Below are 13,557 nucleotides of genomic sequence, written 5' to 3'. Positions count from 1 at the left end.
CTGGGTGGAAGAGCCGGGCCGCACGACGTATCGCTTCGACGTGCGCACGCCGGAGGAATACGCGGCCGGGCACCGGCCCGGGTTCCGCAGCGCGCCGGGCGGGCAACTGGTGCAGGAGACCGACGTGCACGCGCCGGTGCGCGGTGCGCGCATCGTGCTGGCGGACCACGACGGCACGCCGGCCGGGTCACGCGATGCGGGTGTGCGTGCCGAGATGAGCGCGTCGTGGCTGGCGCAGATGGGCTGGGAGGTGGCGCTGCTCGACGCCGATGCGGCATCGGATGGCGTGGAGACGGGTGCCGATGCGCCGCCGCGGCCTGCGCCGCCGCAGGTGCACGGCATCACACCATCGACGCTGGCTGATTGGCTCGCGAGCCCCGGTGCCGATGTGCAGGTGATCGACGTGACGACCAGCGCGAGCCACGTGAAGCGGCACATCCCCGGCGCGTGGTTCGTGCTGCGCTCGCAGCTGCGCGAGGCGCTGAAGCTGCTGCCGCCGGCGCGGCGCATCGTGGTGACTTGCGGTACGAGCCTGCTGGCTCCGTTTGCAGCACACGAGCTCCAAGAGCTGGTGGGTTCACAGGCCGAGGTGCATGTGCTGCAAGGCGGCACCGCGGCCTGGGCCGACGCAGGCTTGCCGGTGGAGACTGGCGAACAGCGGCTCGCATCACCGCGCACCGATCGCTACCGCCGCCCCTACGAAGGCACCGACAACGCGCGGGCCGCGATGCAGGCGTATCTCGATTGGGAGTTCGGCCTGGTCGCACAGCTGAAGCGCGACGGGACGCATCATTTTGTGACGGTGTGATGCCGAGATGACCAAAGTTTGATTCCGGGCTCGTTCCCCCGATGAGGGGGTGTGAGCTGCCGCCCTCTCGCACTACGCTGGCGGACCCAAAATCATCCAAGGTCTCCTGTGCGTCGAATCTCCTTTACAGCGCTGTCGGCGCTTGTGTGCTCAGCGAAGGTCGTGCTGCTTGTTCCACTTGTCGGCCTGGCACTTGTCGCCGGATGTGGCGGTGGTGGCGGCGCAGGCCCCGATGCCGGCTCCGGTCCTGGTCCCGGTACCGGCGGCTCGGGGACCGTCACCACGCTGGCGGGTAGCGGCACCGCGGGTAGCGCCGATGCATCGGCAACGGCTGCGAGTTTCAACGGCCCCTTCGCAGCCGCCGTGGACACCGCGGGAACTGTCTACGTGGCCGAGTTCAACAGCCACGTGATCCGCAAGGTGACATCCTCAGGGACGGTCAGCACGCTGGCGGGCAGCGCCGGCAACTCCGGCAGCGCCAACGGCAGCGGAACCGCCGCCCGCTTCAACTCGCCCGAGGGGGTGGCGGTGGACTCCGCTGGCAACCTCTATGTGGCGGACACCTTCAACCATCTGATCCGCAAGATCACCCCGACGGGCGTCGTCACCACGCTGGCAGGCACGGCGGGCAGCTACGGCAATGTCAATGCCACGGGGACCGCTGCGAGTTTCAACGGTCCGTCGGGTGTCGCGGTGGATTCTTCAGGCAACGTGTATGTGGCGGACGGCCTCAACAACCTGGTCCGCAAGATCAGCGCGACCGGCGTGGTCACGACGCTGGCGGGCAGCGGAGCCCTGGGCAGTGCCGATGGCACGGGGGCTTCGGCCACCTTCAGCCATCCCTATCACGTGGCGGTGGACACGTCGGGCAATGTGTATGTGACCGAGCCTCCCACCAACCTGGTCCGGAAGATCACGCCAGCAGGCGTGGTCACCACCCTGGCGGGCACCGGGGCCGTGGGCAGCACCAATGGCACGGGCACGGCGGCCAGCTTCAGCGATCCGATGGGGGTGGCCGTGGACGCCTCGGGCAACGTGTATGTGGCCTCCATTGCAGACAACCTGATCCGCAAGATCACCCCTGCGGCTGTGGTGACCACACTGGCCGGCATGGCTGGCAAGAGTGGCAACGCCAACGGCGCTGCGGCGTCGGCCACATTCAGGATGCCCAGGGGCTTGACGGTGGATGCATCCGGCAACGTCTATGTGGCCGACTCCGCCAACAACTTGATCCGCAAGATCAGCTTCTGAGCTCGGCCTGCGCCGTGTCTGGTTGCGCGGCGGCGGCGCGCCGCTTGATCCAGATCAAGTGCCCGCCGGCTCCAGCCGGCAGGCTCGACCCTCATGAGCAAAGCGGCCCGCCACCGGCGCCTGACCCAGGGTTTCAGCACCTTTCTGCGCCGCCGGCGCGCGCAGCGGCATTTCGAGCGTCGCCCGCTGCTGGAGTCGCTGACCCGCGCGCTGCCGCCGGCATCCGGGGGCGCCATGCTCGCGCCCGACCTGCTGGCCGCCGCGCGCGACCCGACCGATGCGGTGCTGCATCGCCTGCAATCCCGCGCAGACGGACTGGACGCCGACGAAGCGGCGCGGCGCCTGGCCCGCGACGGCCCGAACGACATCGCCCACGAGAAGCCGCTGCCGGGCTGGCTGCACCTGTGGCGCTGCTACCTGAATCCCTTCAACCTGCTGTTGACGGCGCTGGCCGCGCTGTCCTTCGTCAGCGCCGATGCGAGCGCCACCGTGGTCATTGCGGCCATGGTCGCGCTGAGCACGCTGATCCGCTTCGTGCAGGAGGGCCGCTCGCACCGCGCAGCCGAGGGCTTGCGCGATCTGGTCGGCAACACCGCGAGCGTGATCCGCCGACCGGTGGGCGGTGGCGCGGGGGCGCCCGCCGAGATCGCGCAGCGCGACCTCGTCGCCGGCGACATCGTCGCGCTGTCGGCCGGCGACATGATCCCCGCCGACTGCCGCGTGCTCGCTGCGCGCGACCTGTTCGTCGCACAGGCCGCGATGACCGGCGAATCGCTGCCCGTCGAGAAGTTCGCGCAGCCGCATGCGCAGGCCGCCGAGGGCGCGCTCGCGCAGCACAACCTGGTGTTCATGGGCACCAACGTGGTCTCGGGCACCGCCACCGCGCTCGTCGTGGCCACGGGCGCGCGCAGCTGCTTCGGCACGCTGGCGGCCCATGCGGGCGCTACGTCGACCACCCCGAACGCCTTCCAGGCCGGCGTCAACAGCGTCAGCTGGCTGCTGATCCGCTTTGCCGGCGTGATGGTGCCGGTCGTGTTCCTGGTCAACGGCTTCACCAAGGGCGACTGGCTGCAGGCCTTCCTGTTCGCGCTGTCGGTCGCGGTGGGGCTCACGCCCGAGATGCTGCCGATGATCGTCACCAGCACGCTGGCCAAGGGCGCCGTGCGGCTGTCGCGCAAGAAGGTGGTGGTCAAGCGGCTCGACGCGATCCAGAACTTCGGCGCGATGGACATCCTGTGCACCGACAAGACCGGCACGCTGACGCAGGACCGCATCGCGCTCGCCCGCCACGTCGACGCCTACGGGCAGGACTGCGCCGAGGTGCTGAACTTCGCCTTCCTCAACAGCCACTACCAGACCGGCCTGAAGAACCTGCTGGACCATGCGGTGCTCGACCACGTCGAGCTGCCCGCGGTGCTGAAGCTGCAGGATGCCTACCGCAAGGTCGACGAGATCCCGTTCGATTTCGAGCGGCGGCGCATGTCGGTGGTGGTCGCGGCCCTCGAAGCGGGGCAGGACCGGCACCATGAGCTGATCTGCAAGGGCGCGGTGGCCGAGGTGCTGGCCGCCTGCACCGCGGTGCGCGTGCCGGACCCGACCGACGCCTGCCTCGACGGCGAGCGCGCGATGCCCACGCAGCCGCTCGACGCCGCGCTGCGCGCACGCACGCAGGCCGTCACCGAGGCGCTCGGCGCCGAAGGCCTGCGCGTGGTCGCCGTCGCGGTGAAGACGATGCCGCCGGGGCAGTCAACCTACTCGGTTGCCGACGAGTCCGGGCTGACGCTGATCGGCTACATCGCCTTCCTCGATCCGCCGAAGGAGTCGGCGGCACCGGCGCTGCGCAAGCTGGCGGCGCACGGCATCACCGTGAAGGTGCTGACCGGTGACAACGAGCAGGTCACGCGCAAGGTCTGCAGCCAGGTCGGCCTGTCGGCGGACACGATGCTGCTCGGCCCGCAGGTCGAGGCACTGGACGACACGGCGCTGAAGGCCGCCGCCGAGGCCCACGGCGTGTTCGCGCGGCTGACGCCGCTGCACAAGGAGCGCATCGTGCGGGCGCTGCGTGCCAACGGCCACGTCGTCGGCTTCATGGGCGATGGCATCAACGATGCGCCTGCGCTGCGCGCGGCCGACATCGGCATTTCGGTCGACAGCGCGGTCGACATCGCCAAGGAGGCGGCCGACATCATCCTGCTGGAGAAGAGCCTGCTGGTGCTGGACGACGGCGTGGTCGAGGGCCGCACCACCTTCTGCAACATGCTGAAGTACATCCGCATGACGGCCAGCTCCAACTTCGGCAATGTCCTCTCCGTGCTGGTGGCCAGCGCCTTCCTGCCGTTCCTGCCGATGCTGCCGCTGCAGCTGCTGGTGCAGAACCTGCTGTACGACATCGGCCAGACGGGCATCCCGTTCGACCACGTCGATGCCGAGCTGGTGACCCGGCCCCTGAAGTGGAACCCGGCCGACATCGGGCGCTTCATGCTGTTCTTCGGTCCGATCAGCTCGCTGTTCGACCTGGTGACGTTCGCGGTGATGTGGTGGGTGCTGAAGGCGAACACGCCGGACCGGCAGGCGCTGTTCCAGACTGGCTGGTTCGTCGTGGGGCTGCTGACGCAGACGCTGGTGGTGCACATGGTGCGCACGCCGAAGCTGCCGTTCGTGCAGAGCCGCGCGGCCGCCCCGCTGATCGCGATGACGCTGGCCATCATGGCGCTCGGCCTGTGGCTGCCGCTGTCTCCGCTGGCCGGCCATTTCGGGCTGGTGGCGCTGCCGGCACCGTATTACCTGTGGCTGCTGGCCATCCTGCTGGGCTACGGCACGCTCACGACGCTGATGAAGCGCACCTACATCCGACACTTCGGCTGGCAGTAGCCGTGCAGGGCAGTTGCGGGCGGTACCGGCCGTCTGTACGCCAGCGAACGGAGGGCGTGGATCCGGTCCCCCACACTCGGGCATGAGTTCGAACAGCCTGCCGACGTCCTCACCACCGTTGCAACAGCCGCCCCGCATCCACTGGCCGCTGCGCGGCCGGGCCGCGGCGCTGCGCCTGGCCTGGTTCCACGCGGTGATGTCCCAGGTCAACCGCCTCATCCTGAGGCGACCCGAACCCCGCGAGCTGTTCAAGGGCGTGTGCGAGGTGTGCGTGACGGCCGGGCACCTGGACCTTGCGGTGATCGACCTCTCGGAGGGTCGCGAGGTTCACCGGGCTACGGCGGGCGCGATGCGGCGTGTCGCCGTCGAGTCACCCCAGACCCTGCTGGACGGCGCCCGCACGCAGGCGCTGATGATGTCGCTGGCGATGCGCGCCGGCAGCACCGTGGTGATCGGCGATGCGTCGACCGACGAGCGGCTGCACGACACCCGCGCCTGGTGCGCGGCGACCGGTGTCTGCGCGTTGGCAGCCGTGCTCCTGAAGCGGTCCGAGGTGCCGATCGGCGTGCTGCTGCTGCACTCGAAGACCCCGGGCTGCTTCGACGGCGAGGTGACCGAGCTGCTGGGCGAACTCGGCGCCGACCTGTCGTTCGCGCTCGACAACGCCGACCGCGAGCGCGAGCGGCACGAAGCGTCGTTCGCCGACCACGCGCGCAAGGTGGCCGAGGACGCCAACCGGGCCAAGACCGAATTCCTGGCGCGCATGAGCCATGAACTGCGCACGCCGCTGAACGCGATGCTGGGCTTTGCGCAACTGTTGGCCACCGACCCGGCCGAGGTGTTGTCGCCGCCGCAGGCCGAGCGGGTGCGGCTGATCACGCATGCCGGCTGGCACCTGCTCGGCCTCGTCAACGACGTGATGGACATCTCGCGCGTCGAGGCGGGGCGCATCGAGGTCGTCAACGTCTGCGGCGACATCTCGGCAGTGCTGGACGAGGCCGTCGCGCTCACGCAGCCGCTCGCCAGGACGAGCGGGCTGGAGCTCTCGGAGCGCGCGGTGTCGCGGGTCGGCATCGGTGCCGTCGCCGACCCGCGGCGGCTGCTGCAGGTGCTGCTGAACCTGCTGAGCAATGCCTGCAAATACAACCGGCCCGGCGGACAGGTGAGGATCGACGTGACGCAGGCCGGCAGCGAGGTCTGCCTCGACGTGGTGGACAACGGCATCGGCATGACGCCGGAGCACCTGTCGCACCTGTTCGAGCCCTTCAACCGGCTGGGCCGCGAAGGGCAGGCAGTCGAAGGTTCGGGCATCGGGCTGACGCTCGCGCGCCAGCTGGTGCACCTGATGAACGGCCGGCTCGAGGTGGAGAGCAGCCCCGAATCCGGCACGCGGGCGCGGGTGGTCCTGCCGTCCTGCGTCCTCGCGGCGGGCCAGGTCGCTGCCGAGGCGCCGAAGCCGCTGGCGGTGCCCGAGCCCGTGTCGTCAACGAAGGGCGGGGCGCTGGTGCTCTACATCGAGGACGAACCGGTCAACCAGCTGCTCGTGGCGCAGTTGCTGACGCGCTGCGAGGGCATTCAACTGCTGCAGGCGGTGAACGGCCGCGACGGGCTGGCGCTGGCGCGCAGCCGGCAGCCCGACCTGATCCTGCTGGACATGCAGTTGCCGGACCTGTCCGGCTTGGAGTTGCTGTCCGCCCTGCGCGACGATCCGGCCACGGCGGCATTGCGGGTGGTGGCGGTGTCGGCCAACACGACGCCGGCGGACGTGGCCACGGCACTGGAGCTGGGCGCGCTCGACTACTGGACCAAGCCACTGGCGCTGGACGCGTTTCGTGCCGGCCTGGCCAGCCTGCTGCCGGAGCGCGCCGGGTCGAGCGGCGACGCGCGGCAGAGTGCCCGCGCTTCATAGGGCGCCGCAGGGCGCGCATGCGGGTCAGCCGAGCAACGAGGATCTCTGCGGCGCCCGCACTTCGTAGGGCAGCGGTCGGGTGTGCAGCGAGTGGACGTGCAGTGCCAGCAACTCCTCCTTGATGAGCGCCGGGAACCCGCGGCGGTCCTCGCGCAGGCTGAATTCCTTCTCCTCGAAGTAGAGGTCGAGCGCCGGCGTGGTCGGCCAGAGCCTGCACAAGGCGTTGGCGATGCGCGGGAAGTCGTCGGGCAGGTGCACGGGCCGCACGCCGTGGGGCAACGCATCCAGCCAGTGCACGGTGGCGCTGGTCAGCTGCTGGTCCTCGATGGACGGGCTGCGGCGCGCCCAGGCGTGGCTTGAGCTGTCGGCGTCAGTGCGCGCCCGTTGCGGTTCGTCGTCGTTGTTCATCAGGCCCCCCTTGTCGCGTGCAGTCACGCGCGAGCCGAGTCAACCGTAGCCGATCGGTGGGGGCGCGTCGGTGTCCTTGCGCACAGAGCCGCGCTCGGGGGTTCAGCGCCTGCGTCGGCGCGTGGTCGTTGCGCTGGGCAACTCCAGCGGCTTCACCCGTTCCAGATGACTCGCGATCATCCCCGCCACCGTGCGAGCCACCGCCGTCGCATCGAGCGGCTCATCGAACAGCATCTCCACCGTCGCATACACCAGCTCCACCACGATCCGGCTCACGAGCTGCAGCTGCGCCGCATCCGCCCCCGGCAACGCACTCGCCAGCATCTGCGCCTGCTCGCGCGTCACCGCGCCGTGTGACGCGAGCCGCACCTCCTGCAGCGCCGGCACGGCGCGCAGCGCCCGCATGATCCACACGCCGCCCTGCGTCTTCGCGGTGGCATCGTAGGTCGCGAGGATCAGCCCCTCGATCGCCCGCTCCACATCCTCCGCCGTCCCACCCAGCACCTCCGGCGAAATCCAGTCCCCGATGCGCTCGTTCTGCGCCTGCATCAGCCGCTGCCCCAGCTCGCTCAGCAGCGCGTACTTGTTCGGGAAGTAGCGGTACAGCGCCGGCGGCGTCAGCCCGGCGCGCTCGCACACCAGGTTGGTCGACAGCCGCTCGATCCCCACATCTGCCAGCGTCTGCGCCGTCACCTCCAGGATGCGCTCGTAGGTGTCGGTCGCGCGCTGCTGCGCCGGCTGCTTCTTGGTCGCAAGCGCGGGCTGGTTCTTCCGGGGTGTCGGCATCGTGGTAGGGCAGGTGGCTCAGGGATTGTCCGGTGATCGGCGGTCAAACAGGGTGGTGACAAAACGATAGTCATGACTATAAACTAGCGATGACTACTGACTAAGGGCGGCGACATGAAGTGGATGTCTTGCGTTGAGTGGGTCTCGGGCGTGATGTTGAGTTCGCTGGTGCTGTCTGCCATGGCCGCCGGCCCCGACGACGCGAAGGGCCTGTGGCTGACCGCTGAAAAAGATGCCGTGATCGAGTTCAAGCCCTGTGCCGATCGCCCGTCCGCGCTGTGCGGCCGCATCGTCTGGGACAAGGACGCCGGCACGCCCGCCGACACCTGCGGCGTGCTGATCGCCCAGCTCGAGCGCTACGACAACGACGCCTGGCGCGACGGCTGGGTCTACGACCCGCGCGACAAGAAGAAATACAAGGGCGCCCTGCGCGTCAAGTCGGGCGACCTCCACATCCGCGCCTTCGTCGGCGTCGAGGTGCTCGGCCAGACCGAGCAGCTCAAGCGCGTGGCGGCACTGCCCGACACGCCGGTCTGCAAACCCTGATCCGTTCCCCCTGATTCACCCACCCCTGGAGACGCCCATGCAACCGACCTTGTTCAGCCGGCCGCCGGTGCCCATCGGCCTGATGCTGCTCGCGATCACCGTGCCGGCCTTCTCGGCCGAACCCGAGACGGCCCGCTACGCCGTCGACACCGAGGTGCGCGTCACCTCAGACCAGCGCACGCGCGGTGTCTCGGATTCGCTCAACAAACCGGGCATCAAGCTCAGCGTGCAGGCCGCGCACGAGAGCGGGCTGATCGGGCTGGTCGAGTTCTCGTCGGTCAGCAAGAAGCAGTTCCTCGACGGCGACGGGTTCGGCATCACGCTCGGCGCGGGCTATCGCTTCGGCGATCCGGAAGGCTGGCACTTCGGCATCGGCCTCGCCGCCGAGCTGTTCCCGGGCGCCAAATTCGATGCGCCGCACGGTTTCGATTTCGTCAACTTCGTGCCGACGGATTTCCGCAGCACCAACTACAACTCGCAGTTCGCGGTGCTCGAGGCCGGTTGGGGCGCGATCGAGGGCCGCGTGCTGAACGTGATCTCCAAGACCTACCGCGGCGCCGACACCGGCGGCGTGTGCGGCACGATGCTGTCGCTGATGCCCGACCCGACCGCCGGCCTCGAGTGCTACGCCCGCGGCGACAACAACTCGCGCGGCAGCTGGCTCTACGACCTCGACTACAAGCACCACCTCGACCCGGCCACCACGCTGAACCTGCACGCCGGCTACCAGAAGATCGAGAACTTCAAGGAAGCGAACTTCTCCGACTACCGCGTCGGCATCACGCACAAGCGCTGGGGCTTCGAGTGGAGCGCCGACTGGGTCACCACGCACACCCGCGTGCGCGAGCTCTACCTCGCGCAGGACGGCGACGAGCTGAAGGCCACCGACAACAACAAGTTCTTCGTCACTGTTTCCCGCAAGTTCTGAGATGTCCATTGACGAACGGCTGGTGCTCGCGGTCGACCTCGGCACCTCCGGCTGCAAGTGCGCGCTGGTGGCGATCGACGGCACCGTGCAGGCCTGGGCCTTCCGCGCCGTGCCGCTGCATGTGCACGGCGCCGYGGCCGAGCAGGATCCACACGACTGGTGGGCTGCCTTCATCGGCGCGGCCGGCGAGCTGCTGGCCGATGAACGCCTGCGCCGCCGCGTCGTCGCGGTGTGCTGCTCGGCACAGACCGAGGGCACCGTCTGCGTCGACAGCGCCGGCCAGCCGATCGGCCGCGCGATGACCTGGCTCGATGCACGCGGTGCCGACGCGATCACGCGCCGCGCCCGCGGCCGCGCGCTGAACATCGAAGGCTACGGCCCGCTGAAGCTGTGGCGCTGGCTGCGGCTCACCGGCGGCGCGCCGTCGCTGTCGGGCCGCGATTCGGCCGGCCACATCGCGTGGCTGCACGACCACGAGCCCGAGCGCTGCGCCCGCACGCACAAGTTCCTGAACGTGCCCGACTACCTGAACCTGCGCCTGACCGGCCGCTTCTGCGCGACGCAGGATTCGGCGCTGACAAGCTGGGTCACCGACAACCGCGATTCGCGCCACGTGCGCTACGACGCCGGCCTGATCCGCCTGCTGGGCGTCGATGCCGACAAGCTGCCCGAGATCGTGCGCTCGACCGAGGTGCTGGGCCCGCTGCTGCCGGGCGTCGCGCTGACGCTCGGGCTCGACCCGAAGACGGTCGTCGTCGGCGGCGCGATCGACACCTCGGCCGTCGCGGTCGGTGCCGCCGTCGGCGACTACGAGACCCACCTCTACCTCGGCACCTCGTCGTGGCTGGGCGCACACGTGCCGGCGATGAAGACCGACGTGCGCCACAAGATCGCCGCGGTGCCCTGCGCGGTCGACGGGCGCTACCTCGCGATGGCGCTGCAGTCGACCGCGGGCGCCAACCTGTCGTTCCTGCGCGACCGCATCCTGTACCACCCGGACGAACTCGCCGGCGACGAGGAGCACCCCGCCGCCTACGAGCTGCTGAACCGCATCGCCGCGCGCGTGCCGCCGGGCGCGCGCGGGCTGATCTACACGCCGTGGCTGCACGGCGAGCGCACGCCGGTCGACGACCCGCGGCTGCGCGCCGGGTTGCTGAACCTGTCGCTGGAGCATTCGCGCGAGGACATCTTCCGCGCCTTCCTCGAAGGCGTGGCGCTGAACACGCGCTGGATGCTGGAGCCGTTCGCGCGCCTGCTGGGCCGTGACGTCGGCACGGTCACCGCGGTCGGCGGCGGTGCACAGTCGGACGTGTGGTGCCAGATCCTGGCCGACGTCACCGGCCAGCCGATCCGCCAGCTCGAGAACGCGATCCAGGCGAACGCGATCGGCGCCGCGAGCATCGCGTGGGTCGGCATCGGCGCGCTGCAGTTCGCCGACCTGGCCGCGCTGCGCCGCACGCGTCGCACCTACGAGCCGGCGAGTGCGCTGCGCCGCTTGTACGGCGACAAGTTCGAGGCCTTCAAGGAGGTGCACAAGCGCCTCGCGCCGCTCTACCACCGCCTGAACGCGCCGCAGGAGGCTGCCGCATGAATGACTCTGCGACCGCTCGCCAGACCGTCGTCGACCTGTGCGTCGAGCTGTCGCTGCGCGGCTTCCTGGCCGGCACCGGCGGCAACATTGCGCTGCGTGTCGATGCCGAACGCATCGCGGTGACACCCTCGGCCACCGACTACCTGACGATGGCGGCCGCCGACGTCTGCGTGCTGCGCCTGGCCGACCTCGCGCCGCTCGAGGGAACGAAGCCGCCCTCCGTCGAGACCGGGCTGCATGCGCGCGTGCTGCGGGCGCGGCCCGACGTGCAGTGCAGCATCCACACGCACCAGCCGATCGCCAGCGCCTGCGCCTTGCTCGGGCAGGCGCTCGACGTACCGGACGGGCCCTGGCGGCAATCGCTGGGCCGCTCGGTGCCGGTCGTCGGCTATGCCCCGTCGGGCACCGCGTGGCTCGCCGCGCTGCTGGCGCGCAGGCTGCGCGCCGACACCCACGCCTACCTGATGCTGAACCACGGCGTGCTGTGCTGCGGCCCGAGCACCGAGGCCGCCGTGCAGGCCGTCGAAGACCTGGAGACGCTGGCCTGCATGCACCTGCGGCAGCGCATCGCTGCGCGCGCGCAGGCCGAGCCGTCGCAGCGCGAGGTCTTCGCGCGGCTCGATGCCGAGCTGGCCGATGCCATCCACCTTGCGACCCGAACTGCGACACGACACCGACCTGCACCATGAGCAACCTCGCCCCCATCCATTCGGCCGCTACGGCCGCTCCCACCAGCGCCATCTCGGCCTGGCCCGATGTCGATTCGCTGTACCGCCGCTTCGCCGAGCTCGTGAAGCAGCCGATGCGCCCGATCCGCCGCGATGCGATGGCCGGCGTGATGCGCCATTTCGACGAGCGCTGCGCCGGTTCGCGCCAGCTTGCCGAGCGGGCGCAGGCGGTGATCCCCGGTGGCGTGCAGCACAACCTGGCGTTCAACCACCCGTTCCCGATCGCCGCCGCCAAGGCCCAGGGCGCCCACCTGACCGATGTCGACGGCAACCGCTACATCGACTTCCTGCAGGCCGGCGGCCCGACGCTGCTCGGCTCCAACCACCCGGTGGTGCGCGAGGCCGTCAACCGCGTGCTCGACGACTGCGGGCCGGTGACCGGGCTGCTGCATGAGTACGAGGTGAAGCTCGCCGAGCTGGTGTGCCGGGCGATGCCGGGCGTCGAGATGCTGCGGCTGCTCGGCTCCGGCACCGAGGCGGTGATGGGCGCGGTGCGCCTCGCTCGCGCCTACACGCGCCGCAAGTGGGTCATCAAGATTGGCGGCGCGTACCACGGCTGGAGCGACCAGCTGGTCTACGGCATGCGGCTGCCCGGCACCGGGCGCATGGAGGCCGTCGGCATCCCGCGCGGCGCGACGGCGCACACGCAGGAGTGCCACCCGAACGACCTCGATGCGCTGCGCCGCAAGCTGCAGATCAACCGCCTGCGCGGCGGCACCGCGGCCGTGCTGCTGGAGCCGCTCGGCCCCGAGAGCGGCACCCGCCCGGTGCACCCCGACTACAACCGCCAGGTGCGCGCGCTGTGCGACGAGTTCGGCGCGCTGATGATCTTCGACGAGGTGGTCACCGGGTTCCGCATCGGCATGGGCGGCGCGCAGGCGTATTTCGGCGTCAAGCCCGACCTGACGGTGCTCGGCAAGTGCCTGGCCGGCGGCTACCCGATGGCCGGCGCGATCGGCGGCCGGCGCGACGTGATGATGCTGCTGGTCGGCGGCATCGGCACCACCGCGCGGCGTGCGTTCGTCGGCGGCACGCTGTCGGCGAACCCGCTGTCGTGCGTGGCCGGCTTCCATGCGCTGCAGGAGGCTGAGCGGGTCGATGCGGCCGGCGTCGCGGGCCGCGCCGGCGACCGGCTGCGGCGCGGGCTGGAGACGATCATCGCGGCGCGCGGCCTGCCGTACGTGGTCTACAACCTGGGCTCGATCGTGCACCTGCAGACCTCGGGCGTGCTGCTGATGGACACCAGCAGCCTCTACAAGCTGTACCGCGCGAAGGACGAGGCCAAGGCCCGCAAGCACATGATGGAAGAGATGGGCGCGGCCTACACCGCGCACGGGCTGATCACGCTGGCCGGCAGCCGCCTCTACACGAGCCTGGCCGACACCGACGAGGTGATCGACGACGCCTTGAACCGGTTCGACGACGTGTTCAAGCTGGTATGAGCACCGACGAGATCCTGCGCACCCAATGGCTGCAGCTGCGCGAACGGCTGCAGCGCAAGCACCTGCTGGGCGGAAGCAACGCAAGCTTGTCGCTGCGCGTGCCGGGCGCGGCGGCGATGTGGTTCGGCAGCGCGCTGGAGGCCGCACCGCAGCGACTGCCGCTGCATGAAGAAGACAAGCAAGGAGGGGAAGAGGGCGCCCATGCCGCGGTCTACCGCGCACGCCCTGACGTGGGGGCCATCGGATGGGGTGGCGGGTCGTTCGGCATCGCGCTCGCCGACTTCGGCGG

General features: G+C 70.1%; 11 protein-coding genes and 1 pseudogene. 10 read left to right on the top strand and 2 right to left on the bottom strand.

Annotated features, from left to right (window positions below; translation table 11 throughout):
- From AC1D1T_RS22940 to AC1D1T_RS22925, 4 genes are all read left to right on the top strand, one after another.
- Positions 1-808 (top strand): rhodanese-like domain-containing protein (locus AC1D1T_RS22940; protein WP_477992541.1); only part of this gene is annotated, 808 nt, incomplete at its 5' end.
- Between the two features lie 387 nt (positions 809-1,195).
- Positions 1,196-2,059, top strand: coding sequence for an NHL repeat-containing protein (locus AC1D1T_RS22935; protein ID WP_477826291.1), 864 nt, complete (start codon positions 1,196-1,198; stop codon positions 2,057-2,059).
- 93 nt (positions 2,060-2,152) lie between these two features.
- The gene (gene mgtA, locus AC1D1T_RS22930) at positions 2,153-4,930 is read left to right on the top strand and encodes a magnesium-translocating P-type ATPase (RefSeq protein ID WP_477826290.1); all 2,778 of its coding nucleotides are present in this window, start codon (positions 2,153-2,155) and stop codon (positions 4,928-4,930) included.
- 82 nt (positions 4,931-5,012) lie between these two features.
- The gene (locus tag AC1D1T_RS22925) at positions 5,013-6,839 is read left to right on the top strand and encodes a hybrid sensor histidine kinase/response regulator (protein ID WP_477992540.1); all 1,827 of its coding nucleotides are present in this window, start codon (positions 5,013-5,015) and stop codon (positions 6,837-6,839) included.
- Between the two features lie 24 nt (positions 6,840-6,863).
- Here AC1D1T_RS22925 and AC1D1T_RS22920 read toward each other — a convergent pair whose 3' ends face one another.
- Both AC1D1T_RS22920 and AC1D1T_RS22915 read right to left on the bottom strand, forming a co-directional pair.
- On the bottom strand, positions 6,864-7,247 hold the full coding sequence (locus AC1D1T_RS22920) for a hypothetical protein (RefSeq protein WP_465114534.1): 384 nt from the start codon (positions 7,245-7,247) through the stop codon (positions 6,864-6,866).
- Between the two features lie 102 nt (positions 7,248-7,349).
- The gene (locus AC1D1T_RS22915) at positions 7,350-8,033 is read right to left on the bottom strand and encodes a TetR/AcrR family transcriptional regulator (protein WP_477825640.1); all 684 of its coding nucleotides are present in this window, start codon (positions 8,031-8,033) and stop codon (positions 7,350-7,352) included.
- 114 nt (positions 8,034-8,147) lie between these two features.
- Here AC1D1T_RS22915 and AC1D1T_RS22910 point away from each other — a divergent pair, with 114 nt between their 5' ends.
- The 6 genes and pseudogenes from AC1D1T_RS22910 to AC1D1T_RS22885 all read left to right on the top strand — a co-directional run.
- Positions 8,148-8,579: a DUF2147 domain-containing protein gene (locus tag AC1D1T_RS22910; protein WP_477825639.1), complete on the top strand. Its 432-nt coding sequence runs from the start codon at positions 8,148-8,150 to the stop codon at positions 8,577-8,579.
- Positions 8,580-8,616: 37 nt separating this feature from the next.
- Positions 8,617-9,507 (top strand): TorF family putative porin, encoded by an 891-nt coding sequence (locus AC1D1T_RS22905; protein ID WP_052212477.1) that lies wholly within the window; start codon positions 8,617-8,619, stop codon positions 9,505-9,507.
- A 1-nt stretch (position 9,508) separates the two neighbouring features.
- Positions 9,509-11,098: a xylulokinase gene (locus tag AC1D1T_RS22900; protein ID WP_477992539.1), complete on the top strand. Its 1,590-nt coding sequence runs from the start codon at positions 9,509-9,511 to the stop codon at positions 11,096-11,098.
- Positions 11,095-11,787: a class II aldolase/adducin family protein gene (locus tag AC1D1T_RS22895; RefSeq protein ID WP_477825637.1), complete on the top strand. Its 693-nt coding sequence runs from the start codon at positions 11,095-11,097 to the stop codon at positions 11,785-11,787. Before AC1D1T_RS22900 ends, AC1D1T_RS22895 begins: the two co-directional genes overlap by 4 nt.
- Positions 11,784-13,268, top strand: coding sequence for an aspartate aminotransferase family protein (locus AC1D1T_RS22890; protein WP_477992538.1), 1,485 nt, complete (start codon positions 11,784-11,786; stop codon positions 13,266-13,268). The genes AC1D1T_RS22895 and AC1D1T_RS22890 overlap by 4 nt, the downstream gene beginning before the upstream one ends.
- Positions 13,265-13,557 (top strand): annotated as a pseudogene (locus AC1D1T_RS22885) (hypothetical protein); the annotation flags it as partial. The gene AC1D1T_RS22890 and the pseudogene AC1D1T_RS22885, both read left to right, overlap by 4 nt.

The sequence above is a fragment of the Rhizobacter sp. P2_H3 genome (genome assembly GCF_056403355.1).
This window is presented reverse-complemented; position numbering and strand designations above follow the sequence as displayed.

Bases quoted from the DNA above. Each gene is read 5' to 3' on its own strand.
- mgtA (WP_477826290.1), top strand. From the start codon at position 2,153: ATGAGCAAAGCGGCCCGCCACCGGCGCCTGACCCAGGGTTTCAGCACC.
- AC1D1T_RS22925 (WP_477992540.1), top strand. From the start codon at position 5,013: ATGAGTTCGAACAGCCTGCCGACGTCCTCACCACCGTTGCAACAGCCG.
- AC1D1T_RS22920 (WP_465114534.1), bottom strand. From the start codon at position 7,247: ATGAACAACGACGACGAACCGCAACGGGCGCGCACTGACGCCGACAGC.
- AC1D1T_RS22915 (WP_477825640.1), bottom strand. From the start codon at position 8,033: ATGCCGACACCCCGGAAGAACCAGCCCGCGCTTGCGACCAAGAAGCAG.
- AC1D1T_RS22910 (WP_477825639.1), top strand. From the start codon at position 8,148: ATGAAGTGGATGTCTTGCGTTGAGTGGGTCTCGGGCGTGATGTTGAGT.
- AC1D1T_RS22905 (WP_052212477.1), top strand. From the start codon at position 8,617: ATGCAACCGACCTTGTTCAGCCGGCCGCCGGTGCCCATCGGCCTGATG.
- AC1D1T_RS22895 (WP_477825637.1), top strand. From the start codon at position 11,095: ATGAATGACTCTGCGACCGCTCGCCAGACCGTCGTCGACCTGTGCGTC.
- AC1D1T_RS22890 (WP_477992538.1), top strand. From the start codon at position 11,784: ATGAGCAACCTCGCCCCCATCCATTCGGCCGCTACGGCCGCTCCCACC.